This is a genomic window from Terriglobales bacterium, assembly GCA_035624455.1.
Classification (GTDB): domain Bacteria; phylum Acidobacteriota; class Terriglobia; order Terriglobales; family Acidobacteriaceae; genus DASPRM01.
Genome location: DASPRM010000025.1, coordinates 43,070 through 63,974 on the forward strand (window position 1 = coordinate 43,070; position 20,905 = coordinate 63,974).

Below are 20,905 nucleotides of genomic sequence, written 5' to 3' on the forward strand. Positions count from 1 at the left end.
CGAGCGTTGTGAGGGCGTCGATAGTCAGGCTTTGTATGAGCCAGCAATCTTGATACGATAGGACGATACTGGGGCGCGATCCGATGCAAAATGCGCAACCGTCGTGGGAACAGGGAGACATGGCTTTGAACAGCGACCGGGAACTCGATCTGTCGCCGCCGGAAAGCCTATCGCAGCCTCTCTGGCGCTCCTTGCTGGTGAATGCGCGCGACCGATTTTTCCCGGAGAAACTGTCCCCGATCGAACTGACCTCTCACCCTGCCGATATTGGCATGCTGCTCGGCGACTATCTGGCCTTGCCCTGGTATCGTACGGTGTTCACCAATCTCGGCGATGTGATCAGCCCTGAGACTGCAGCTCCGATGGAATTGCAGTCGAAGCCCATTGATGTGGGAGAGCTGATTGCCGATCAATTGAGTCACGGGTGGTGGTCATCGCTGCTGCGTAATCTTGCCGATACGGTCGCGCCTGAACGAACTCCGCCCTTGCACCTGACATCCACGCCGGTAAATCCGGGGATCACGTCGGGCATGCTGTTGCTGCCGCGCTGGTCGTCGCTGATCAGTGCGCCGAAGATCTTCCTCCCCGACAAACCCAAACCTACATACACCGTCTCGCAGACGAATGTGCCGATAACACATCCGGTCCCTGCGGGGGTGCTAGGAACCATTTCCGCCGAAGAGAAGAAACTGAGGCGGTCGCTCCTGCGCTCGCGCCTTCGCCAGGGATTGCTGGTATCGGCAGCGGTTCTGGAGGCAGTCTACCTGCTGTGGTTTGGCCTGAAGTAAGAAGCTAACGGCGATTCATCACTGAATCCACGAAATCTTGTTGCACGGAGGCTGGATGCCGAAATTTCTGATCGAACGCGAATTGCCGGGAGCGGGTTCTCTTTCCGGTCCGGAGTTGGAAGCAATTTCCCAGAAGTCCTGCACCGTGTTGCGCAACCTTGGGCCTCAAATTCAATGGCTTCACAGCTATGTAACGGACAACAAGATTTACTGCGTTTACATCGCGCCCAGCGAACAACTGATTCGCGAGCACGCCAGCCAGGGAGGATTTCCGGCAAACCGTATCTCGGAAATCCGCAACGTCATCGATCCCACCACTGCCGAACCGCGCTGAACAGCGTCCGAGATCGGCCAGAAGCGGAATGGCAAGTCCGAAACTCCTTCTGCCGCCGGCCGAGCGCAGCCTCGGGAGCCCCCCGCGTGAGGGGAAGATCGGGCTACGCCCCGGTCAGTAGCCCGTTCGCCAATGCAATGTTTTGCCTAATAACTGCAAAAAAACACATCTTGAATCTCGTTCGCAAAAAGGGGTAGGCTCCCGTGCCAAATTGCGGGAATGCAGCGACCCTAGCTTTGCCGCTGCCTATGCAATCGTCGTTTCCTCTGAAGCTAGCCAACGCCTGACACCATGCACTTAACAACTGCAAACGAACGGTCCCTTCTGTGGTTGTGCGCTGCAAGATCCTGTGCTGCAAAATCCAAGGAGATGATTATGCACGCTGCTTCGCTGAACACGCGGTTCACTGTGGCGCTGATCGTAGGCGCCTTGTTGTTTTCCTCACCTGTATTCGCATCTGGTCCGGGAAAGACGGCGGCGGATCACGTATTGGCAAAGATGCAATTGGCATCTAGCGACAAGTCGGTTCAGATGAGCTCCATGGGCAGGCTCGCCCACCTAGTGCAACAAGCCAGACAGAATCAGCCCAATGGCGGCGCGGGTATGAGCTTTCGCGTGACTGCCAATGGCAGCGTAATCCCCATTCTGGCTAACGGAACTGCCGGCGGCAAGCCCGACCTCTGCTTTGGCGGAGACGAGGACTGCAGCGATACCGGCTTTTCGGATGGCCCGGGAGCAACGCAATCCGAGCTGAGCATCGCTCTAGATAAGACGGGACAGCACGTAGTAATCGGCTTCAACGATTTTCGTGGTTTCAGCCTGAACCCACTATCGGTCTCGGGATTCGCTTATTCCGACGATGGCGGCGCCACTTTCACCGACGGACAGCAGCTGCCTACAACTGGTACGACTACCCATGGCCAGGTCTTTGGCGATCCCGACGTCAAGTATGTTCCCGGTGGCAACGGCTGCCAGTTCATTTACTCATCGATTTTCATAAATCCGGCGGGACAGGAGACCATGAGCATCCACCGCTCCACCGACTGCGGCCACAGCTGGGCAGGGCCGTTTGAGGTGACGGCTGCGACTACACCTGACACCCCTGGTGATGCGGCGGACAAAGAATTCATTGCGGTTGATCCTGATACCGGCCGTGTAGGTATGAGCTGGTCGAATTTTGTAAATGGCGGCGCAGGAGGAGTGGAGATTCGCTTCACCTATTCCGATAACATCATGACCGCTACTCCCCCAACCTGGTCGGCAGGGGTTGTATTGAACAGCGGGTCGCCGGACTTCGACACCGGTTCCGAGCCACGATTTGCCGGCAATGGATCCAACAAAGTTTATGTAGCCTGGTCCGGTCAATCGACGTTCTACACCGCGCAAACCAAGGTGGCCGTGTCCAACGACAACGGAGTCACTTTTGGCGCTCCGGTTCTGCTGGATCAAAGTCCCTTGCTGATTCCCACTTTCTTTATCGACTTTATTCTCGGTAACGATCGCGTGCATCAGTTCCCATCGATTGCCGTGGACAATTCCTGGGGCCCGCATAGCGGGAACGTTTATGTGGTGTATGCGACGAACGCCGACCTCGATGGAGCCGATGTGGTGGTTCATCGCAGCACCGACGGTGGAGTTACCTGGAGTGAGCCGACAGTGTTGAGCTCACGTCCGGGCAACGATCGCGCGCAGTGGTTCCCCACGGTTTCTGTGGACAACCTCACCGGGCGAGTGAATGTGGTCTATGACGACCAGGGCGTCGCAGTTGACGGCGACCTGATGGAAATGACCTGGCTGCATTCAGACGATGGTGGGAATAGCTGGTCCAAGCCCTCGCCGATCACGCCACGCCCGTTCCACGCGGGTTATGGAAACGACACCGGACAACCCAATCTGGGTGACTACAACGCTTCGGTTTCCCAGGATGGCTGGCTCTACACGGTGTTCACCACGGCGCCCAATCATGCTTTCTTTACCGACGGCGAACCCGGCAGCGCCAGCTTCCCGTATCCCAGTGTTCTTGGAAACACGGTACCGGGGGGGACCGCAGCGGCGCCTGGTTTCGTGAAGACCGCGCATCCCGTGGCTTCCCTGCATCTCGGCCAGGTCAGCTTTGCGGAAAGCGGCGGGAATGGTCTGGTTGATGCGGGGGACGTAGTGGCTTACACCTTCCCGATTACGAACTACGTCACGAATCCGGCGACCTCGCCGGGCAACTACACCGGAGTGTTCGGAAAGCTCTCTACTTCTACCCCCGGAGTCTTTGTCTTCGGGCCCACCTCGCCCTATGGGACCGTGAAGCCTGGAGACACTCGGTCGAACCTGCAAAACTATCTGGTTTACGTTATGCCTACGTTCGTGCCCGGAACGCCGATTGAGTTCGCTCTGGACATTTTCAGCGTGCAAGGCTCGACCAGGCTGCTGTACTCACAGCCGACTGGAACTCCTGTGCCTACAACCCTGTTGTCGGAAAACTTTGACGAGGTGGCTCCCGGAGCCATTCCTGCTGGTTGGGCAACGGCACATGGCGGCGGTGTAAATGTCGTTCCGTGGACCACCAACAAGACCTTCTGCGGCACCACCTCCAATGCCGCATTCCATCAGGATAAAATCGACGGTCCCACTCCGACTTCTAACCCAACCCGCTTCGAGCGCCTCTTCAGTCCCATCTTCGCCGTGCCGGCCAATTCGCAGTACGTCACCCTCGATATGGACGTCTGCTACGACACGGAAGACGATCCCCTGGAGAGCATCCTCGCCTACGACGGATTTACGCTTCGCATCACCGATCAAACTCCAGGTCACGTACTGCGTTCGGTATTCCCCGAGGCATATGAGGAAGCCTTTACCACCGACAGCTTCAACTTCTTCCCCAAGCATTTCCCGCGCAGCGGCAATGGCAACTACTTCCAGGACATCTCTGCCTGGTCGGGCAGTTCGGGGGGGCGCCATTTCGACAATAATTTCGGCGGATTCCTGCACAATCCTCCGGTACCGCTTCATGTCCACATGAAACTGCCGGGCATGGCAGCCACTAACGCACAACTGAGATTCGAATACACCCAGGACGGCGGGGGCACTTGCCTCGATGTAGGCGGCGGCCCTGTCTGCGGAGTTCAGGTGGATAACATTGTTGTGCAGAGTGTGGTGACCAAGTCGGATGAGTTATCCCTTGTGGTGCTGCAGCGATCGGGGCCGCGGACGTGGGATGGCAACGTGATCGCTCAGCCCATCGCGGGAGCGGGCGGAATCCCTGTCAGCCTGTCCAGCAACTCGCCGAACGTTACATTCTCGCAGACAAACCTTGTGATTCCTGCGGGATCGCAAGTTTCACCGCACTTTACGGTCACTGTGAAATCGGGGGCGATCGGCAACGTGGTGATAACCGCGACCGGACCCTCGAACTCCAGATCGACGAAGCTGCAGTGAGTGGCAAGAAAACACGGAATAGCATCAGCCGGGTCGCAAAGGCCCGGCTGATTTTTTGTTTATTGGCGATGCAAGCTTGGAATCGGGCGAGCGGTGCCCGGAATCGGTTCCCCATCCTTCGTCAGCACATGCATCTTCGTTTCTTCGGTACGAATACAGATCTCCTCACCGGAACTGAGGTTGAGACTCTGCGATGGCGAACCCGGAGGGATTCGCAGTCCGTATCTCTGATTGCCGATGGCAAAGATAATCGAGCGCGAGAGTGTAGCTGGGTTGGGTTTGGCTGATTGTCCCGGCGGCTGGGGCCTGGAGGTGGCGCCTGCCCCTTGAGAAGAAAGATCTTCGTCGATGATCTTTATGACCTTACCGGTCTGATCACCGGGTCCGCACGCGCCAGAGAGCCGGGCGGAGAAAATTGTAAGTACAATCAAAGCCCAGACACAGCCCTTCTTTGGAAACATTCTGAGACTCCTTGATTAGAACGAGTCCAGCGTAATTCCTTGCGTCGCTGCCCGTACGTAGTCGACTACACCTAACAAGCTGGTAAGACACCACTCATCTCGTCACCAACATTTCCCCCCTGGTTATCCGGCCCGCAGGTACGGGTTATACGATGCCGGATGGGCGAATTAGGTGCTAGACTCACGCTACCGTGCAAGCAGACAGGGGTGAGGATGCCGGAGGTTAGTCAATCCCGCGTCATCCGCTTCGGACAGTTCGAGCTGGACGCGCAAGCGGGTGAGCTGCGCAAGAACGGAGTCCGCCTCAGATTGCAGCAGCAACCGTTTCAGGTGCTGGCAGAACTTCTGGCGAATGCCGGCAGAATCGTCACCCGGGAAGAGCTGCAACGGAAGCTGTGGCCGGCCGATACCTTCGTTGACTTCGATGTGGGCCTAAACACCGCCATCCGCAAGATTCGCCAGACGCTGGACGACGACGCCGACCGTCCCCGCTACATCGAGACGGTGGCTAAGCGCGGGTATCGGTTCATAGCTCCTGTATCCCCGGTCAATGGCTCGACACCCATCATTGCGGCTGCCAGTTCGGTCCCGCTGTCAACAGATACGACGGCTGCGATTGAGCCGGCATCTCCGCCGCCTCGTTCTCATTTCCGCTGGCTTGCGGTGGCATTGATCGGGGCTGTAGTGGGGGCGGGCGGCACGTTGGCAATTTGGAAATACATTTCCCGGTCTCCGGAACTCCGAGAACGCCGGTTGACGGCAAACTCGGGCGAGGCCGCCCTGAAAGCTGCCGCGATTTCGCCCGACGGCAAGCTGCTGGCTTATGCGGACGCGACCGGAATGTATTTGCGGCACGCCGACACTGGCGAGATTCGATCCTTGCCGCTGCCTGCGGGATTCGATCTCGGTTCGGTCAGCTGGTTCCCCGACAACAGTCACCTGGCCATTACAGGCGTAGCAGTGCCAGGAGCCAAGCCGAGCCTCTGGCAAATGTCCAGCATGAATGGGGGCCTCAAATGGCTTATCGATGGCGGGCAGAGCGCGGTCGTCTCACCAGACGGAACGGCTATTGCTTTCGTGATGGATGATGCAGAGAAGAAAGATAGCCGACGTAGAGAGATCTGGATCATGCAATCGGCTGGAACTGATGCACGCAGAATTGTCCAGGCTGCAGGGGATGATTGGTTCGGCCCCATCGTCTGGTCTCCGGACGGGCAGTACGTTGCGTATCTGAGAGTACGGGAGGGTCCGGGCTATTCAGCTCAGAGTTCCATAGAAACGGTTGCGGTAGCTGATGGCCACCCTCGAGTTCTCCTCTCTAGCTCACTCATGAGGGAAGGTCTCTCCTGGTCCCCAGATGGCCGCATTTTGTATTCCACTGCGAAGGAGGAAGCACCCAACGCTGAGGACTCCGTTATATGGTCGGTTGTGGTGGATCCGGTTAGCGGGAAAGCTAAGAGCGAGCCTGTGCGAATCGCTAGACAAGCCGGCTGGATTTCAAAGTTGAGCATCACGGCCGACGGGAAGCGCCTTGCCGTTCTGAGAAACAACACGTTGCCCCAAGTTTTTGTTGCGGAGTACGAAGCAGGCACCAGGCGTTTGAAGGTGCCTCGCCGGCTCACTCTTGACGACAGCGTGAATTGTCCCTTCGCCTGGACGCCCGACAGCAAGGCAGTGTTTTTTCTTTCCACCCGCAACGGTATGCAGAGCATCTTCAAGCAGGCGATTAATCAGCCCACGGCAGAATTGTTCGCCGGCGGACGAGACCAGCACTTCGGTCCAAGACTGAGTCCCGATGGATCGGAGATTTTCTACCTGGTAGCATCCGGAACCGACTCTAACTCGCCGGTGATGGCGATGCGCATGCCTGTGGGTGGGGGGCCATCTCGGTTGCTGTTTAAGGAGCCCGGTATCGTCGACCTTCAATGCGCTCGGGCCCCGTCGCGCTTGTGTCTCGCTCTCGCGATTAGGTCAGGAGAGACGTTCTATTACCCCTTCGATCCAGCCACGGGCAGGGGGAAGGAATTTCACGCCCCTTTAGCAGACGGTTGGGGCCTGTCTCCCGACGGCTCACAAATTGCGTTCGTCGAATTCAACGGAAAAGAGGACCGGATTCGACTTTTCTCTCCGCCGACCAATGAATGGCGCGATGTTCCGGTGAACGGCTGGAGCGGATTCAAGAGCCTCGATTGGTCGCCAGATGGTAAGACCATGATTGTTGCCGCTTCCAAATCCAGGGACACATCCGCTCTGCTGGAAATCGACACCGAGGGTAACGCCCGGGAATTGCTGGAGGGCCAGATAGAGTGGGCTATTCCTTCTCCGGACGGCCGCTATCTTGCCGTGAATGAGCTGGTCGGCACGAACAACGTCTGGCTGCTGGAAAATTTCTAGCGGACTGATCCGAAACCTATTTTCCAATGCAGAAGGTCCCGAATATCAAGTTCAGGATGTCATCCGCAGTTGTCGCTCCCGTGATTTCATCGAGGCTCTGCAATGCGTTATGCAGATCCAGGAGAATCATTTCGTGAGGCACGAGGTTCTCGGTAGAAACTTTCGCCGCATCCAGTGCTTTGACTGCGCCTTCGACCAGCGATGCTTGACGCAGGTTGGTAAGAAAGGCGGTTTCTGTCTGCGCGCCATTCTCGCCCCCAATCTCGCGCAAGATTTCTTCCCGCAACTCGGCGATGCCCACTCCCGTCAGCGCTGACGTCCGCACGTGCTTGATTCCATTCATGGCGATGGTTGGATCGGCGGACGCAAGGGCAAGGTCTGCCTTGTTCTCCACCAAAATTGCGCGGCGTTCTGTGATTTGTTGCAACAGCTCGCGATCTTCCGCCTGCTCATGGGGCTGGGATGCATCTACCACCACCAGCACCATATCTGCGTCGGCGAGCACTTCCATCGACTTGCGAACGCCAATGGCTTCGGCTTCGTCCAGGGCGTTGCGAATGCCGGCAGTATCCACCAGCTTCACCGGAATTCCGCCGATCGCCACGGTTTCGCTCACCAGATCGCGGGTGGTGCCGGGCGTGGCGGTAACGATGGCGCGCTCGCGCTCTACCAGTCGGTTGAACAGACTTGATTTTCCGACATTGGGGCGACCCACGATCGCCAGCATCAGTCCCTCATGCACCAGCTTCCCGTAGGCAAATGACTTCAGCATTGCCGCCAGCTGCTCGCGTACTTCCGCGATTCGGCTAAGGATGATGTTGGAGGCCAGCACCGGAACATCGTCGTCGGCGAAATCGATTCCGGCTTCCATGAGCGTGATCAGCTCTACCAGTTCTTGCTTCACTGGTTGCAGCCGCCGTGACACCGCACCTTCCAGTTGCTGAGCTGCCACTCTTGCCTGGTAGAGAGTCTGCGAGTCGATGAGATCGCGCACTGCTTCCGCCTGCGTGAGATCAATGCGCCCATTCAGGAAGGCACGCATGGTGAATTCGCCAGGCTCTGCTAGTCGCGCGCCTGCTGACATTGCCAGCTCCACGATATGGCGAAGGACTACGGGGGAACCGTGCGCGGAGATTTCCACCAGCTCGTCAGTCGTATAAGAATGCGGCTTCTGAAAGTACGTGACCACCACTTCGTCGATGCGCTCGCCACTGGCGGGCTCGATCAGCTCGCCAAAAATTGCATGTGCGGGCTGCAAGTCGCGTCGCAATCGCAGCAACGGGATCGCGATCTTTACGGCTTCAGGTCCCGACAGGCGCACTACACCGATCCCACTCCGTCCAGAAGGCGTGGAGATAGCGACGATGGTGTCGTCGAGATTCACAGGGTGATTGTAGCGGGTTGCAAGCGAGAGCAGGGTCGATCATCGCGCAGCTGTCATTTTGAGCGAGGCCCAAGCTCACCGGCGCGGGCCCGAGTCGAAAGACCTGTTGGTTTGAGCTTTCAACACAGGACTACACGATAACCAGGCCTCTTCGTATTCCCGCCATCGCTGCTTCGGTGCGGCTTCCGGCGCCCAATTTCGCCATGATCGCACTGACATGAAATTTCACGGTGTGTTCGGAGAGTTTCAGACGATCGGCAATCTCCTTGTTCAACAAACCCTCAGCAATCAACGCGAGCACTTCCCGCTCCCGCGGTGTAAGCGCCTCGATTTCGAGATCAGGCAATTGATCGTCTGGACTCAGTTCGGGATCAGCAAGCGAGAGTGCCTCACTCAGATCGGCGCTAACCACCAGTAATCCGGCATGCACTGCATGCACCGCGGCTGCTAACTCTTCGCCGCGGAAGCCAAGCGTCAGCACAGCTCGGGCTCTCGCTACTAGTGCGCGGGAGGCAAACGCAGTGTTCGGCTGATCCAGAATTACAATGGTCGGCACAAGCTCGGCTGTGCCATGCAGCCGGCTCCCCAACCCGCCGTTGGAAAGGCTGGCGTCGAAGATCAGGACATCTGCTGCGGAATCCTCGGCCCGCTGCCGCAGATTGACGAGTGTCACCGGCGGCAGCACATCAAATTCCGGAGCCGATCGCAGCATCGCCGCCAAACCTTCAGCACTGAGCGGCGATGCCGACGCGATCAGCACGCGCAGTTGCTCTGGCGCTGCCGAGGGCTTTCCCTTGGCGGGGCGAATCCTGGGCTTACGGGATTGCCGCCTCTGCTTCCGCATTCCGCGGCTATCTCCGGCGCGGCCGTTCGCCAACGGTGACGGAAACTTCGACCTTTTCTCCACCACGAACAATACTCACCTTCGCAGACTCGCCGCTGTGCAACTCGCCCAATCGCTCGAGCATTTCGCCAACGTCCCCTACCGGCTTGCCCTGCAAGGCCACGATCACGTCGCCCAGCATCAGCCTTGCTTTGCTTGCCGGACTATCGGCTTCCGCATGCATGACCAGCAGACCGGTATGCGAGTCGAGCTTCAGTTTGGTCCACACATCCTCCGGAAGTGGCACCGGCTGCATCGCCACGCCCAGGTACGGGCGGGCAATGTAACCGCGCTTCAGCAACTCATCGAGCACACGATCGACGGTTGCTGCCGGTACAGTAATGGTCGCTCTGCGTGCCAGTGCTGGAGTATTGATTCCCAGCACCTTGCCATCGCCATTTACCAGCGCGCTGCCTGCCTGGCCCAGGTACAGCCTCACATCTGGGCGCAGCAAGTGATCGATCTGTCCGCCGCGCCAGGTCTTCCATGGGCCACCTAAACGTGCCACGATCCCGGCGCTTGCCGCTACTTCACCTCGTGTAGATCTGCCGACAGCCAGCACAAAATGACCAACCTTCAATCCTTCGAGCCCGGCTCTTTCCACGACCGGCAGCTTAGCGCCCTCGATCTTCACCGCCGCGATGTCGGTGCTGGGGTCGCGGCCCGCAAGGATGCCCGGCACCGAGCTGCCGTCAGGCAGCGTGACTTTTAGATCTTCGTCGCGCCGCAGCAGGTGGTTCGCGGTCACAACTACTCCCGGTCGCCAATGAACGCCGCTGGCCGCCAGCCAGCGGCCACCGTGGACTGCTACGACGCTGCCTGCCACATACTCGACCAACTCCGCTGTCTCGTTCGACAGAGCTGCCCAATACTTACTTCCCGACAATGCCATTTAGATTCCTCCTACGGCCGCAGGTCGCAACCGTGCTATTTGCTCAGTCTGAAGGAGCAGAGGAAAGCCCGCATCGGAAGATTGGCTAGGGAGCGAATAGGCAATTCGACCAGGTGGTGGATTCAATCAGAAGTGTGGGTTTGAGGGGGGAAGCAACTGCAGATCCCTCGCCGACTTGGTCGGCTCGTGATGACAATAAAACAAGTTAGATCCGGTGAGCGGGTGAAGTCAGAAGTACGAAGTGGGACAGCTGCTGTCGAGGCTTTCGCCTCGACCTGAACGGACGGGACGTCCGTTCCCACGCGAGCTTGGGTGCTTGGATCTTAGATGGGTTCAGGAAAAAGCCGATGCTTGGCTATCTGCTAACCGGCTCAACTTCGACTCCGCGCCCGCGACCCGCAGAAAGCGCGGGTCTAAAAGGGAGACGGGCGCGTCGCTAAGGATGACAGCAATAATTAGTGAGTGCATTGCTGATCGCTGACTGCTGTTTCTCACCGCCGCCGTGAGAAGCTGGGCGGCGCTGGTCGAGGTTTGTAGTCCTTGGGAAACAGCACTACATGGCGGTCGGCGCCTGCGCCTTCACTCTCGGTCCGCAGATCTTCGAACTCGCGGAGCGACAGATGCAGGATGCGCCGCTCGCGCGACGACATCGGGCCGAACTCGTAGGGGCGCCCGCTCTTGCGCACCCGCTCGGCGGCGACGTTGGCGGCCAGCCGCAGCTCTTCCAGGCGCATAGCCCGGTGATTCATGCAATCGAAGATCACCTTGTCGTGCTCGCCGCGGTCGATTTCCAGGCTCTCCAGCGCCAGTAATTCAAACGATCGCAGCAGCTCTGCTCCGCGCGCCAGGAGCAGGTCGCTGTCGGGCCCCGAGAGCTCTACCAGGATTTCCGGCCGCTCCCAATCGCGGTCTTCCGGCATAGGGGGATCGATAGTGATGCGGTAACGCAAGCGGAAATCGCCATATTGAATGATCTTGCGCAGCAGGGTTTCAATTTGCTTGGCCGCAGCTAACTTATCCGGGATAGGCATGGCTTAGAGACGTGTCCGAAACCTTCTCTTGTATCAGAAATGAGGCGACCATCGCAAAGGCCGCCTCCATCACCGGCAGGGTGTGAATCACGCCGCTTGCTTCATGCGAGTCTCTACCATCTCCATCAACTCCCGAGTCACAGGAGTGGGAATCCCGCGAGCCTTCCCGGCGCGGACGATTGGCCCTCCGATGGCATCCAATTCCGGCTTGCGTCCAGCACTGACATCTTTTGACATCGAGCTGCGCATGGCGTCGGGCATCTTTTTGAACATCGCCAGGGTTTTGTCGGCATCCACTTTGGCTCCGCTGGCCTGGGCCACCGCCACCGCTTCGCGTACGCAGCTTTCCAGTTTCTCGCGCCACATGCTGTCTTTGAGAATTCCGCCGGCATCGCGATTGGCGGCGCTGGTGGCGAGTGCGAACGGTCCCAGGAAAATCAGCTTGCTCCACATCAGTGTAGGCTCGTCGTCGAAGATGTCGCAGGCAAATCCAATCTTGCGCAACCGCTCCAGCACTCCTGCCAGCCGTTCGCGACCATTGGCCAGGATGTTCAAGCGGGCAAAGGGGGAGCGATGCACGATTTCACCGGGCGCAATCCGCTCGAATTCTCCCGCGATGGTTGCAGGCACCACGCGGTCGTATCCGTAGCGCTGGCGCAGCACTGGCAGGTGATCCAGACCGTTCAGGAGCGGCACGACCGCGCCGATGTTCGAGCCATCACCGGGGATTTCTTCGAACGCGGCCTCCAGGTGCAGCGCCTTCACCGTGATCCACAATATGTCCACCGGTTCGATGAGACTCGCCGCACGGCGTATTCTCGAGGTGAAACTGCCATAGGGAGAAAGCAGCTTTAAATAGTCAGGATGGCGGGCCAGACTTGCGGGCCGCAACAGCAACAGGATATCGTCGCCGTCCTTCCCTAAGACCGCCCCGATGGTTCCACCCACGCCACCTGCACCAAGGATTGCATGTTTCATGGATGTTTTCTAAACCTTGGGCGCGCTCCGCGCAACCCCTGAGAGAGGTCAAGAAAAACAGATCCCCCGCCGACTTGGTCGGATCGTGATGACAATGTTGGGGGAGTATCTTGGCGAGACTTAGAGTCGCGCCCTTTCACGACTCTCACCCTCCGCCAAAACGGCGGAAGGGTGGGGCAACTTTCTTTTTCCCCTCCACACTTCATCTGATCACCCCGATCCTTTCACTCTCCTCCGATCCGAAAGCGCATTCCCGCACGCACATTTACGCCCAGCGCCGGATATCCGGCAGCCTCTTCGTAGTGGCGATCGAATGCATTTTCGAGATTCGCGTAGAGCGTGACCCGGTGGGTGAGCGTGTACCAGCCGCCCATGTCGACGCGTCCGTATCCCGCCGAATAGGTCACGGGAGGCTGGAATCCCTCAAAATCGGAATCCGGACGGCGGCTCATCGCCACCACGCCCAGGTTCGCTCCCCATCGCGAACGCAAATAAGTCACCAGCACACTGCCCGCGTGCTTGGGACGGCGCAGCAACGGGGCGCCCGGCAACAGCAACGGATCGGTGGCGTTGGGCGCCTTCAACACCTGCGTGGAATCGTAGATGTACGCCGCGGTCACGGCGAGCCGAGTAGTGGGACGCGCCTGGAACTCCAGTTCCGCACCATGCGCCAGCGCTTCATTGATATTTACATACTGGCTGGTGAAGGTTACAGGATCGAAATTGAAACCGATCATGTTGGTGAACAGGTTATTGAAGTAGGTGGCGTTCAGCGAATATTTTCCGCCACGGAAGCTCTGCGTGATTCCGGTTTCAAAGGCCCGCGTCTCCTCCGGCTTCAGGTTGGGATTGGGAATGATGCCGAATGCCCCGATACCGAAACTCTCCTCCAACCTCGGCTCTTTGATTCCCTGGCCGTATGAGAAGCGCAGGCGCGTGCCGGAAAAGAATTGGCCGCCGCGGAAGACCAGGGCGCTCGCCGCGACTCGTGGCACAGCTTTGTCTCCAAAGCTGCCGTTGTGTTCTTCCCGAATCCCCGCCACCAGCGAGAAGCGGCTGAAGGTGAGCACTTCCTGCGCGAACACTGCATGATTTAATCGCACGGCGTGGCTGAGCGGAGGCAGCGTAAGGTCGCCGACGAATCCGTTCTCGTCCTCAAAGCGATAACCGAACGTGGTGCGCGCCCAATTGCGCGCCAGGTAATCGCCCTGGTATTCCAGCCCGGCGCGGTTGATGTTGGCGAAATCCGAGAAGGCAAAATCGAAACTGCCGAAGAGCGGCGACACCCGCCCCGGATCCATGAACGTATCCACATTATTGCGGCGGTGGTGATACTCGAATCCCACCAGGCGATGCTGCAGACGCGAGGGCCCGGCGATGCTCAGCGCCGCGCTGGCCAGAAAATTGTTCTGTCGCGCCCACTGATCGCTGTCCGGCGGCACCAGTTCCTGCCCGTTGAAGTTCCAGAACGACTGCACTCCGGTGCGGCTGTTCGAATGGCGCGTGCGCAGGCGGAAGAACACTCGCGGCGTGATCAGCACCCCCAGGTTCGCGCCCTGGGAGGAATTGGAGTAGTCGTCGTTCAGTCCCTGGCCGGACGTGTTGAACTGATCGGCGAACAGGTTGTAGTCGAAGCGGCCGCGAGCGCCGGAGAGCGCTGCGTATCCATGCGCCGTGCCGTAATTGCCGCCGTCAGCGCCGAAGTCCAGCTCGGGAGTAACGGTGGTGCCGTTGCGCGTCCAGAACTGGACCACGCTGGTCATGGCATCCGATCCGTAGAGCGAGCTCTCCGCGCCGCGCACGAATTCCAGGCGGTCGAATTCCTGCGTGGGCACAACTCCGAAGTCAAAGGTGCCGCCGGGATCGTTGATGGTGACGTCGTCCACGATCACCTTGTTGTAGCGGGAGTCTCCGCCGCGGACGAACAGGGAAGTCAGGCTGCCGCGCCGGCCGTTTTGGCCAATCACCACACCTGGGAGGAAGCGCAGGGCGTCGCCTGCGTCCACGGGATTGATGGTCTCGATCTGCGGGCTGTCCAACGATTCCGTCTGCGCTCCGCTCTCGCTGACGGGGATAGGCGTGCGCGTCGCGCTGACCACAACGCTTTCTGATTGCGCGGCCACGGTTAATGAGATCGTGACCGTCTCAGACTGCGGAAGCGACGCGGCGACAGACGCAGGCGCAAAACCGGCCGCCAGAGCTTCTATGCGGTATTCGCCGGTGTTCAAACCGTGAAAGATGGTGAGGCCCTCGGCCGAGGTGGACTGCACGCCTGCAGGCGCGGAGTTTTCCCCGCGATACGCGATCACGCGCGCGCCGTGGATTACGGCGCCATGCGGATCGACGACGCGGATTTTCAGATCGGCTGCGAATAGAGAAGGGGAAAGGAAAAAGAGAACGGCAACGACGCGAAGTCTGAACATATCATCCTCCTTTGCACGCGAAAGGGGTTGAATGAAGACGATTCGCGCCGGTCTCCTGGCTTGCGACAAAGGAAATTCGATCGGCCTTCCCATCCCGCTTGGCGGGACAGTGGCCGATCGCAGTCGGAACTCGTGTTGCGAGTCCGGTCGCTTACAGTTGCGCGGCAGCGCGGGATTCTCACCCGCTTCCCAGCTCTTTGAAGTTCACCGTCTCTGGTTACGAGCGGTGAAGCTTCGTGCCGGCGGAAAACGCCGGCATGAAAGAGCGCACGAACCGAAAATGGAAAAGAACGATGCGGCGACAGCCGCAGAGGCCTACGACTGTAATCGCGGCACCAGACGGTGTCAAATGAGGGTTGGGGCCGAGGCATTCCTGTTGAATTGCCAGCGCGCTTCCTGTCCCCCACCCCATCCACGGCCGAGCCCTCCCGAGATCGCCTTCCTTATGCTGGGATTGATGCTGACTTGACCTCAGGACAAGGTCACAATCAAGTCAAAAGGGGCATCCGACCGTTGATTCCTGCCGATCTCGTGCTTAGCGACAACCTCTAATGGACGTGCTTTCAATAAGTTATCTGGTGACACGGGTGCGACCAAGAATGTACCCCGCATGCATTGAATAGCCGATCCGCAAATGCGAACTTGCGGGCCATCGCAGGGGTGAGGGCCGCTGTGGGGCGGAATCCTCCCGAGCGAAACCTAGCTGAGGAGGAAATATGAATCGCAAGTGGATGGTGATGGTAGTGGCATTGATCACGATAAGTTCATTAGCCAGCGTAGCCCAGGCGCAAAGCAATCTGAGATTGCGGGTCAATGTCCCGTTCAAGTTCGTTGCCGACAATACGGCGATGCAGGCAGGGGAATATGAGATTTCGGAACTGAGGCCCTCGATTCTGGTTTTGCGAAACCTGGACCAGCGCAGCGCGGTGGTTCAGAGAACTGGAAGCAGCCGTCCAGAGAAGTCGCTCGACGGGCAAGCGGCCCTGATCTTCCACCGCTACGGGGAGAGCTATTTTCTAACCCAGGTAGTTACAGAGACAGCCGACTCAGCCTATCAACTGGAAACCTCTGGGGAAGAGAAGCAGCTGGCGCAATCGGCAAGCCCGCAGCTTCGGGTGGTGCGGGTTGGGGGCGATCAGGCTAGTGGGAAGTGAGTGCAACCGGGTTTCCTGCGCAACTCACACCACAGGGCAGGCCGCTTCCCTGGCGGCCTGCATTTAAATCCAGCAGTTAGCACTTGGTGGTTAGCGATTGGCACTGGTGCGCTGGTTTGGCGCCGAGAAACACGGCGCGAAGCTCGGCACCAGGCTAAATCTCACCCGCCGATCTCAGTGACTTTTTCATCCCCCACAAGCGATATCACCGGTCGATCCCCTGCCAGGTCCTAAAGACTGCGGGTTTGAGCTGGGCGGCCATGGCAGTCAGTTCCGGTCCAGGATCTCCATAGAATTCCACGACTGATGGGCTTGCTACCTTCAGCAACTGTGGCACGAATTGCTGTACTGCGGTCCCTTTGAAGTGCGCTGTGATCGCAGGCACATCCTTGTAGGTTTCCATTAAGCGGCAGTGCTTCTGATCAGCGCTAAGGAAAAAGATATAGCCCAGCGTGCCAGGTTCTGTATCTGTCGCGGTGATCATCTGCTCCACGATCTTTTGAAATTCGAGGAATTTGCCATCATGAATGTCGAGGCCCACCATCAAGCGTATGCGGTTCGAGCTCATTTAACAGCCTCCATGTGCTAAATCTGCACCCTCGGGCCGGAGGGTCACGATGTAACGTCCCCACTTACGCAGCGCCTCCTCCAGATCGTTCATGGCACGCAGATCCTCGGGCGGCATGCGGACGGAATCGTAATCCTTTCCGTAGGGAAGGTGTCTTTGGTCTTCCATGCGCTCAACGTCGCACACAGGACAATGAGCAGCGCAAGCAGGGGTCCAACGTAGTGTCTCTTCATGGTGAGCCTCAAGGCGGATATTACACGCAGGGTAGCCTGGCTATCTGGGTTTTACAGGGCGCAATTCGTCGCAGTTAATCATATTGGCTAATACATTTAGGTTAGTAAATTAGGCTACGCATTCTTAGGCACTTCCTTTGGCTTAGGCCACCCGGAGGATTGCTTCCGGGCATGAGGCTGGGGGAAGCTTAAGTTGAGAGTCCTCCCCAAAACCTGCCCATCCGACTGTGTTCGAGGAGGACCCTCATGCGAATCTTCGCTGCCTTCGCACTTCTGCTGCTGCTGTTGTTTTCTTTCGCGTCGCTGGCTACGGCCCAGGGCATCAGCGACGTTTATCAGGTCAGCTACTTTTCCAATCGTTATTCCGGAACCACCGGCAACAACTATCTCGACCAGACGGTGCGCATTATCAACCCAGGGGAGCAAGGGACTCCGCTGGCCAAGAGCGAGGGCACGGTCTGCGCGGACATCTACGTATTCGACGCTGGCCAGGAAATGATCGAGTGCTGCTCCTGTCCGATCACCGCGAACGGCCTGCTGACCCTTTCGGTGAACTGGGAGCTCACCGGAAATCCGTTGACGGGCTTTCCGCCGCCGAGCGATGGCGTGATCAAGCTGGTGTCCGACAACGGCTCCAATTGCGATCCGACCAGCCCGGTGCCGACGGTCGATCTGCGCGCCTGGACCACCCACCTGCAGGCTCCTGACGGCAGCCGCCTGGTGGCGACGGAAAGCGAATTCCAGTTTGCCGCTCTGCAGCAGGACGAGCTGCAATTCCTTGGCTTGGCGTGCTCATTCGTGCAGTACCTGGGCAGCGGCCGGGGAACCTGTTCCTGCTCCTAAACCCCGCCTCCGTTCTGTGGCTGTCTCCTGCTCCGGGGCCACTCGCCAGGGTGGCCCTGGGCTTTCAGGGGCGGACACGCAGTGCCGCCGCTTTGCGGCTCACGGAATGAGTCGAGGCCAGGCCTCGACCTGAACGGACGGGACGTCCGTTCCCACGAGGTTTTTTGTTTCCACACAGGCCACAAGAGGGCTTGAGTGGGTACCCGAAGTTCTTGGATGTGATGAGGGAAAAGCAGGTCCCTCCGCGCGCGATGGGATCGCCTGAGCCGATCCCATCGCTTGGTCGGGATGACAGGCATATCTCCGAATTAGAAGAAATGCATGAGCGTTTTCATGTCCACTTGTTCCTGCGCGACCTTCTCGCCGATTCGGCGAAGATTTTCGATCTGATCCGCGGCATCCAGCTCACGGACCTTGACCGGATCGATATCGCCCAGACCGAGCGTCTCGAGCCGCTCGCGTGTCAGGCTGATGGTAATGCGCTGGTAGGTGAGCAGCTTGTTCGTGCCCAATCCCGCGGCCACCCGGTTCAGTGCATCTTCGCTGGGCGTGCCCGCCTGAACACTGGATAGATTCATTGCTGCGGCAAGCTGCGCTTTGGGAGGCCGCTCGCCGATCAGGTGCATCAGCATGTTCTGCTGCAGATTTGCGTCGGCCATCAACTCTTTGACCAGGTATCTGGCCCAGCAGAGAAGGTTGTAATCCGCAGCTTTTCCCTCGGCAATGGTGATCGGGTTATAGCCCGTGCCCAGTGACAACAGCAGCAGGTTGGTTGTGCCAGTGGGCCAACCGAAACCGTACTGCGGAGTGGTCGCTTCGAGAAAAACCTGGAAGGAGGCGTTGTTGTAACTGCTGACGCCTCCGTCGATGAATTCGTAAGTCTGTTTTTGGCCGGTGTCGTCGGGAATGGCAATTTTTTGCGGAGGGAAATAGGTGGGCGCCGCTGTGCTTGCGCGAACGACCTGCCACAGCGGCAGCGCGGTATCGCGCTGAAAGAATCTTCCGTTGCGGTTGTTGGTGAAGAACCAAGTGCTGCCGGCTGTAGCGTTCTTGGTGACGATCAGGATCGTGGTGCGCAGCCGATCGCTGCCCAGGGTGGTGTCCTGCCCAAGGACTTCCTTCAATTTCTTCTCCAGCGGCCCGCTGGGATATTTGTGCCAGAGCTGTACCGGCAAGAGAGACCTGGTGAAGATTTCCCGGCCGTGATTGAGATAGAAGTCGCGCAGCTCTTTCGCAGACAGGCCGAGAGCCAGCCCGGCAGCGAGGATGGCGCCGGTGCTGGTGCCGCCGATCAGATCGAAGCGATCGCAAAGCGGCTGCGGACTTTCCGTCAGGTCGTCGAGCTGCTTCTCGATGAGGATGAGGGACTCAGCCGGGATCAGGCCTGCCAGGCCTCCGCCATCAATGGACAGCAGCCGCTTGCGGGTTTTTGTGGGAGGAGTTTGTGTGTCCAATGGAGTCCTCCAGCCGGAGACACATTTGGCACGAAGCCCATCGTGTTGGCAAGAAGGGATTCAAATGGAGGTGGTGATCCGCGCAGCGTAGCGATTGAGCGCTCGCGAAGAAAATACCCCACTGAAGTTCCTGGCGGCGATGAGGAAAAAGCAGGTCCCTCATTTCTCCGCCGGTCCGGGCTGCAGAATCAACTGCTCCGCGGGCGAAAAAGCGTGGGCGCGGATCAGCGTCGTGCTGATCAGCGAAGTCAGTCCAGAAGCTGCCAGGATCATGGCGAGCACCACGAACTGATAGACCGCTGCGTAGAGCGGATGGGCGCCGGAGAGCACCATGCCGGCCATCAGTCCGGGTACCCAAACGATGCCCAGCGAGCGCATGTTGTCGATGGCTGGAATCAGGCTGGCCTGATAGGACGCCTGCGCATAGGGCAGCGAGACTTCCTGTGGACCTGCGCCGAGCGCCAGCCCGGTTTCGATCTCGCCTACGTGCGAGAGCACTTCCGCGCGGAAGCGATTCAGGGCCAGGCCATTCGTGTTCATCGCATTAGCGATCAGCATGCTGCCGACCGGGATCAGGGATGTGATCGCGGTGTCGATAGCGCCGGCCCAGGTCATCAAGGCGATCACTGACCCCGCCCCGCAGGCGATGGCATAGGTCGAGACCTGAAATGCGCCGGGGATGTTCTTGGCGCGACCGGCGGAAGTTGCACCGGCGGCGGCAATCATTGCGGCCAGCAGGAAGATGCTGGTCCAGCGTGGACCACGCATCAGCAGCACCAGGATGGAGCCCACCGCCATGATCTGTATGAGCCCGCGCAAGAGCGCCAGCGCGGTATGGCCCTGCATCCGGATTTGCCGCCTGCGCGCTATCAGCATTACGAACATCACGAGCGCTGCGGATACTGCAGCCTGTGCCAGGCCCAGAGCCAGTTGACTGTGGAAGACACTCTTAAGCACTGAGTACCTCCTGTGGGGTCCCAATCTTTACCAGCCGTCCTTTTTCGATCACTCCGATCCTGCTGCCCAGCCTTGCGGCTTGCGCCTGGTCGTGGGTAACCAGGATCGCGGCCAGACCGTTCTGCCGGACCACATCCCGGAACAGCGTCTCGACTTCTTGCTTGGCTTTCTCGTCCAGAGCCGAAGTGGGCTCATCCAGCAATAGCACGCAGGGGCGGTTGGCAAGCGCGCGAGCGAGCGAGACGCGCTGCATCTCGCCTCCGGACAAGTGTGTGACGTCGCGTTGTGCGTATCCGGGGAGGCCAACTTTTTCCAGCAGCATTGTGACCTCAGCCGCCGGAAGTTCCTCGCCCTTTTGCTCGGGCCCGTACTGCACGTTGTCAGTGACAGTGCCGGGAAAGAGAAATGCGCGCTGCGTCACCATCCCGACTTGGCGGCGCAATTCGCGCGGCGGGATCTCCCGATAGTCTTTGGCCTCGACAAAAACGGTCCCTGACGTGGGTTCATCGAGGCGATTAATCAGGCGCAGCAGCGAAGTTTTACCGGAACCACTGGGTCCCACTACTGCCAGAACTTCACTGCGCCGGAGTTCCAGGCTGACATCATTGACGATAACGAGTTCGCCAACGCGCCGGGTCAAATGTTCGGCGCGAAGGATGGGATCCGCGGCTTGCATAGGGATGCTTCCAGGTTTTTGCG

18 protein-coding genes and 1 riboswitch are annotated in these 20,905 nt (G+C 58.9%); of the genes, 6 read left to right on the forward strand and 12 right to left on the reverse strand.

What is annotated here, in order from left to right; translation table 11 throughout:
* The first annotated feature begins 83 nt into the window (after positions 1–83).
* From VEG30_02715 to VEG30_02725, 3 genes are all read left to right on the forward strand, one after another.
* Positions 84–788, forward strand: coding sequence for a hypothetical protein (locus VEG30_02715; GenBank protein HXZ78813.1), 705 nt, complete (start codon positions 84–86; stop codon positions 786–788).
* Between the two features lie 55 nt (positions 789–843).
* On the forward strand, positions 844–1,122 hold the full coding sequence (locus tag VEG30_02720) for a DUF4242 domain-containing protein (GenBank protein HXZ78814.1): 279 nt from the start codon (positions 844–846) through the stop codon (positions 1,120–1,122).
* 375 nt (positions 1,123–1,497) lie between these two features.
* A complete protein-coding gene (locus VEG30_02725) occupies positions 1,498–4,551 on the forward strand; it encodes a sialidase family protein (protein HXZ78815.1) in 3,054 nt (1,017 codons plus the stop codon).
* Positions 4,552–4,610: 59 nt separating this feature from the next.
* Here the strand turns inward: VEG30_02725 and VEG30_02730 are convergent, their stop codons facing one another.
* Complete coding sequence (locus VEG30_02730) at positions 4,611–5,012, reverse strand: hypothetical protein (protein ID HXZ78816.1); 402 nt, start codon at positions 5,010–5,012, stop codon at positions 4,611–4,613.
* Positions 5,013–5,225: 213 nt separating this feature from the next.
* Here VEG30_02730 and VEG30_02735 point away from each other — a divergent pair, with 213 nt between their 5' ends.
* Positions 5,226–7,406 (forward strand): winged helix-turn-helix domain-containing protein, encoded by a 2,181-nt coding sequence (locus tag VEG30_02735; GenBank protein HXZ78817.1) that lies wholly within the window; start codon positions 5,226–5,228, stop codon positions 7,404–7,406.
* Between the two features lie 16 nt (positions 7,407–7,422).
* Here the strand turns inward: VEG30_02735 and mnmE are convergent, their stop codons facing one another.
* The 6 genes from mnmE to VEG30_02765 form a co-directional block, all read right to left on the reverse strand.
* Entirely contained in the window at positions 7,423–8,790 is a 1,368-nt protein-coding gene (mnmE, locus tag VEG30_02740) for a tRNA uridine-5-carboxymethylaminomethyl(34) synthesis GTPase MnmE (protein ID HXZ78818.1), read from the reverse strand.
* A gap of 130 nt (positions 8,791–8,920) precedes the next feature.
* Positions 8,921–9,634, reverse strand: a complete 714-nt coding sequence (locus VEG30_02745; GenBank protein HXZ78819.1) for a response regulator transcription factor — start codon at positions 9,632–9,634, stop codon at positions 8,921–8,923.
* Positions 9,635–9,641: 7 nt separating this feature from the next.
* Positions 9,642–10,565: a trypsin-like peptidase domain-containing protein gene (locus VEG30_02750; GenBank protein ID HXZ78820.1), complete on the reverse strand. Its 924-nt coding sequence runs from the start codon at positions 10,563–10,565 to the stop codon at positions 9,642–9,644.
* A gap of 491 nt (positions 10,566–11,056) precedes the next feature.
* Positions 11,057–11,596, reverse strand: a complete 540-nt coding sequence (locus VEG30_02755; protein ID HXZ78821.1) for a R3H domain-containing nucleic acid-binding protein — start codon at positions 11,594–11,596, stop codon at positions 11,057–11,059.
* 87 nt (positions 11,597–11,683) lie between these two features.
* Positions 11,684–12,574, reverse strand: a complete 891-nt coding sequence (locus VEG30_02760; GenBank protein HXZ78822.1) for a 2-dehydropantoate 2-reductase — start codon at positions 12,572–12,574, stop codon at positions 11,684–11,686.
* A gap of 224 nt (positions 12,575–12,798) precedes the next feature.
* Positions 12,799–14,997 (reverse strand): TonB-dependent receptor, encoded by a 2,199-nt coding sequence (locus tag VEG30_02765; protein ID HXZ78823.1) that lies wholly within the window; start codon positions 14,995–14,997, stop codon positions 12,799–12,801.
* A 27-nt stretch (positions 14,998–15,024) separates the two neighbouring features.
* Positions 15,025–15,237: riboswitch (cobalamin riboswitch) on the reverse strand.
* Positions 15,238–15,713: 476 nt separating this feature from the next.
* Here VEG30_02765 and VEG30_02770 point away from each other — a divergent pair.
* On the forward strand, positions 15,714–16,151 hold the full coding sequence (locus VEG30_02770) for a hypothetical protein (protein ID HXZ78824.1): 438 nt from the start codon (positions 15,714–15,716) through the stop codon (positions 16,149–16,151).
* Positions 16,152–16,356: 205 nt separating this feature from the next.
* Here VEG30_02770 and VEG30_02775 read toward each other — a convergent pair whose 3' ends face one another.
* Together VEG30_02775 and VEG30_02780 are read right to left on the reverse strand one after the other, a co-directional pair.
* Positions 16,357–16,719 carry an antibiotic biosynthesis monooxygenase gene (locus VEG30_02775; protein ID HXZ78825.1) on the reverse strand — a complete coding sequence of 121 codons (363 nt, stop codon included), beginning with the start codon at positions 16,717–16,719 and terminating at the stop codon, positions 16,357–16,359.
* Positions 16,720–16,887 carry a hypothetical protein gene (locus VEG30_02780; GenBank protein HXZ78826.1) on the reverse strand — a complete coding sequence of 56 codons (168 nt, stop codon included), beginning with the start codon at positions 16,885–16,887 and terminating at the stop codon, positions 16,720–16,722.
* 311 nt (positions 16,888–17,198) lie between these two features.
* On the opposite strand from VEG30_02780, the gene VEG30_02785 reads away from it, so the two are divergent.
* Positions 17,199–17,795, forward strand: a complete 597-nt coding sequence (locus VEG30_02785; protein HXZ78827.1) for a hypothetical protein — start codon at positions 17,199–17,201, stop codon at positions 17,793–17,795.
* A gap of 308 nt (positions 17,796–18,103) precedes the next feature.
* Here the strand turns inward: VEG30_02785 and VEG30_02790 are convergent, their stop codons facing one another.
* The 3 genes from VEG30_02790 to VEG30_02800 all read right to left on the reverse strand — a co-directional run bounded on the left by VEG30_02790 (position 18,104) and on the right by VEG30_02800 (position 20,882).
* Entirely contained in the window at positions 18,104–19,249 is a 1,146-nt protein-coding gene (locus VEG30_02790; protein ID HXZ78828.1) for a patatin-like phospholipase family protein, read from the reverse strand.
* A 159-nt stretch (positions 19,250–19,408) separates the two neighbouring features.
* Positions 19,409–20,206, reverse strand: a complete 798-nt coding sequence (locus VEG30_02795; GenBank protein ID HXZ78829.1) for an ABC transporter permease — start codon at positions 20,204–20,206, stop codon at positions 19,409–19,411.
* Complete coding sequence (locus VEG30_02800; protein HXZ78830.1) at positions 20,199–20,882, reverse strand: ATP-binding cassette domain-containing protein; 684 nt, start codon at positions 20,880–20,882, stop codon at positions 20,199–20,201. Before VEG30_02800 ends, VEG30_02795 begins: the two co-directional genes overlap by 8 nt.
* Between the last annotated feature and the right edge of the window lie 23 nt (positions 20,883–20,905).

Excerpts from the sequence above, each read along its gene's own strand:
- VEG30_02715 (HXZ78813.1), top strand. The coding sequence starts at position 84 with ATGCAAAATGCGCAACCGTCGTGGGAACAGGGAGACATGGCTTTGAAC.
- VEG30_02720 (HXZ78814.1), top strand. The coding sequence starts at position 844 with ATGCCGAAATTTCTGATCGAACGCGAATTGCCGGGAGCGGGTTCTCTT.
- VEG30_02725 (HXZ78815.1), top strand. The coding sequence starts at position 1,498 with ATGCACGCTGCTTCGCTGAACACGCGGTTCACTGTGGCGCTGATCGTA.
- VEG30_02730 (HXZ78816.1), bottom strand. The coding sequence starts at position 5,012 with ATGTTTCCAAAGAAGGGCTGTGTCTGGGCTTTGATTGTACTTACAATT.
- VEG30_02735 (HXZ78817.1), top strand. The coding sequence starts at position 5,226 with ATGCCGGAGGTTAGTCAATCCCGCGTCATCCGCTTCGGACAGTTCGAG.
- VEG30_02745 (HXZ78819.1), bottom strand. The coding sequence starts at position 9,634 with ATGCGGAAGCAGAGGCGGCAATCCCGTAAGCCCAGGATTCGCCCCGCC.
- VEG30_02750 (HXZ78820.1), bottom strand. The coding sequence starts at position 10,565 with ATGGCATTGTCGGGAAGTAAGTATTGGGCAGCTCTGTCGAACGAGACA.
- VEG30_02755 (HXZ78821.1), bottom strand. The coding sequence starts at position 11,596 with ATGCCTATCCCGGATAAGTTAGCTGCGGCCAAGCAAATTGAAACCCTG.
- VEG30_02760 (HXZ78822.1), bottom strand. The coding sequence starts at position 12,574 with ATGAAACATGCAATCCTTGGTGCAGGTGGCGTGGGTGGAACCATCGGG.
- VEG30_02765 (HXZ78823.1), bottom strand. The coding sequence starts at position 14,997 with ATGTTCAGACTTCGCGTCGTTGCCGTTCTCTTTTTCCTTTCCCCTTCT.
- VEG30_02770 (HXZ78824.1), top strand. The coding sequence starts at position 15,714 with ATGAATCGCAAGTGGATGGTGATGGTAGTGGCATTGATCACGATAAGT.
- VEG30_02775 (HXZ78825.1), bottom strand. The coding sequence starts at position 16,719 with ATGAGCTCGAACCGCATACGCTTGATGGTGGGCCTCGACATTCATGAT.
- VEG30_02780 (HXZ78826.1), bottom strand. The coding sequence starts at position 16,887 with ATGGAAGACCAAAGACACCTTCCCTACGGAAAGGATTACGATTCCGTC.
- VEG30_02785 (HXZ78827.1), top strand. The coding sequence starts at position 17,199 with ATGCGAATCTTCGCTGCCTTCGCACTTCTGCTGCTGCTGTTGTTTTCT.
- VEG30_02800 (HXZ78830.1), bottom strand. The coding sequence starts at position 20,882 with ATGCAAGCCGCGGATCCCATCCTTCGCGCCGAACATTTGACCCGGCGC.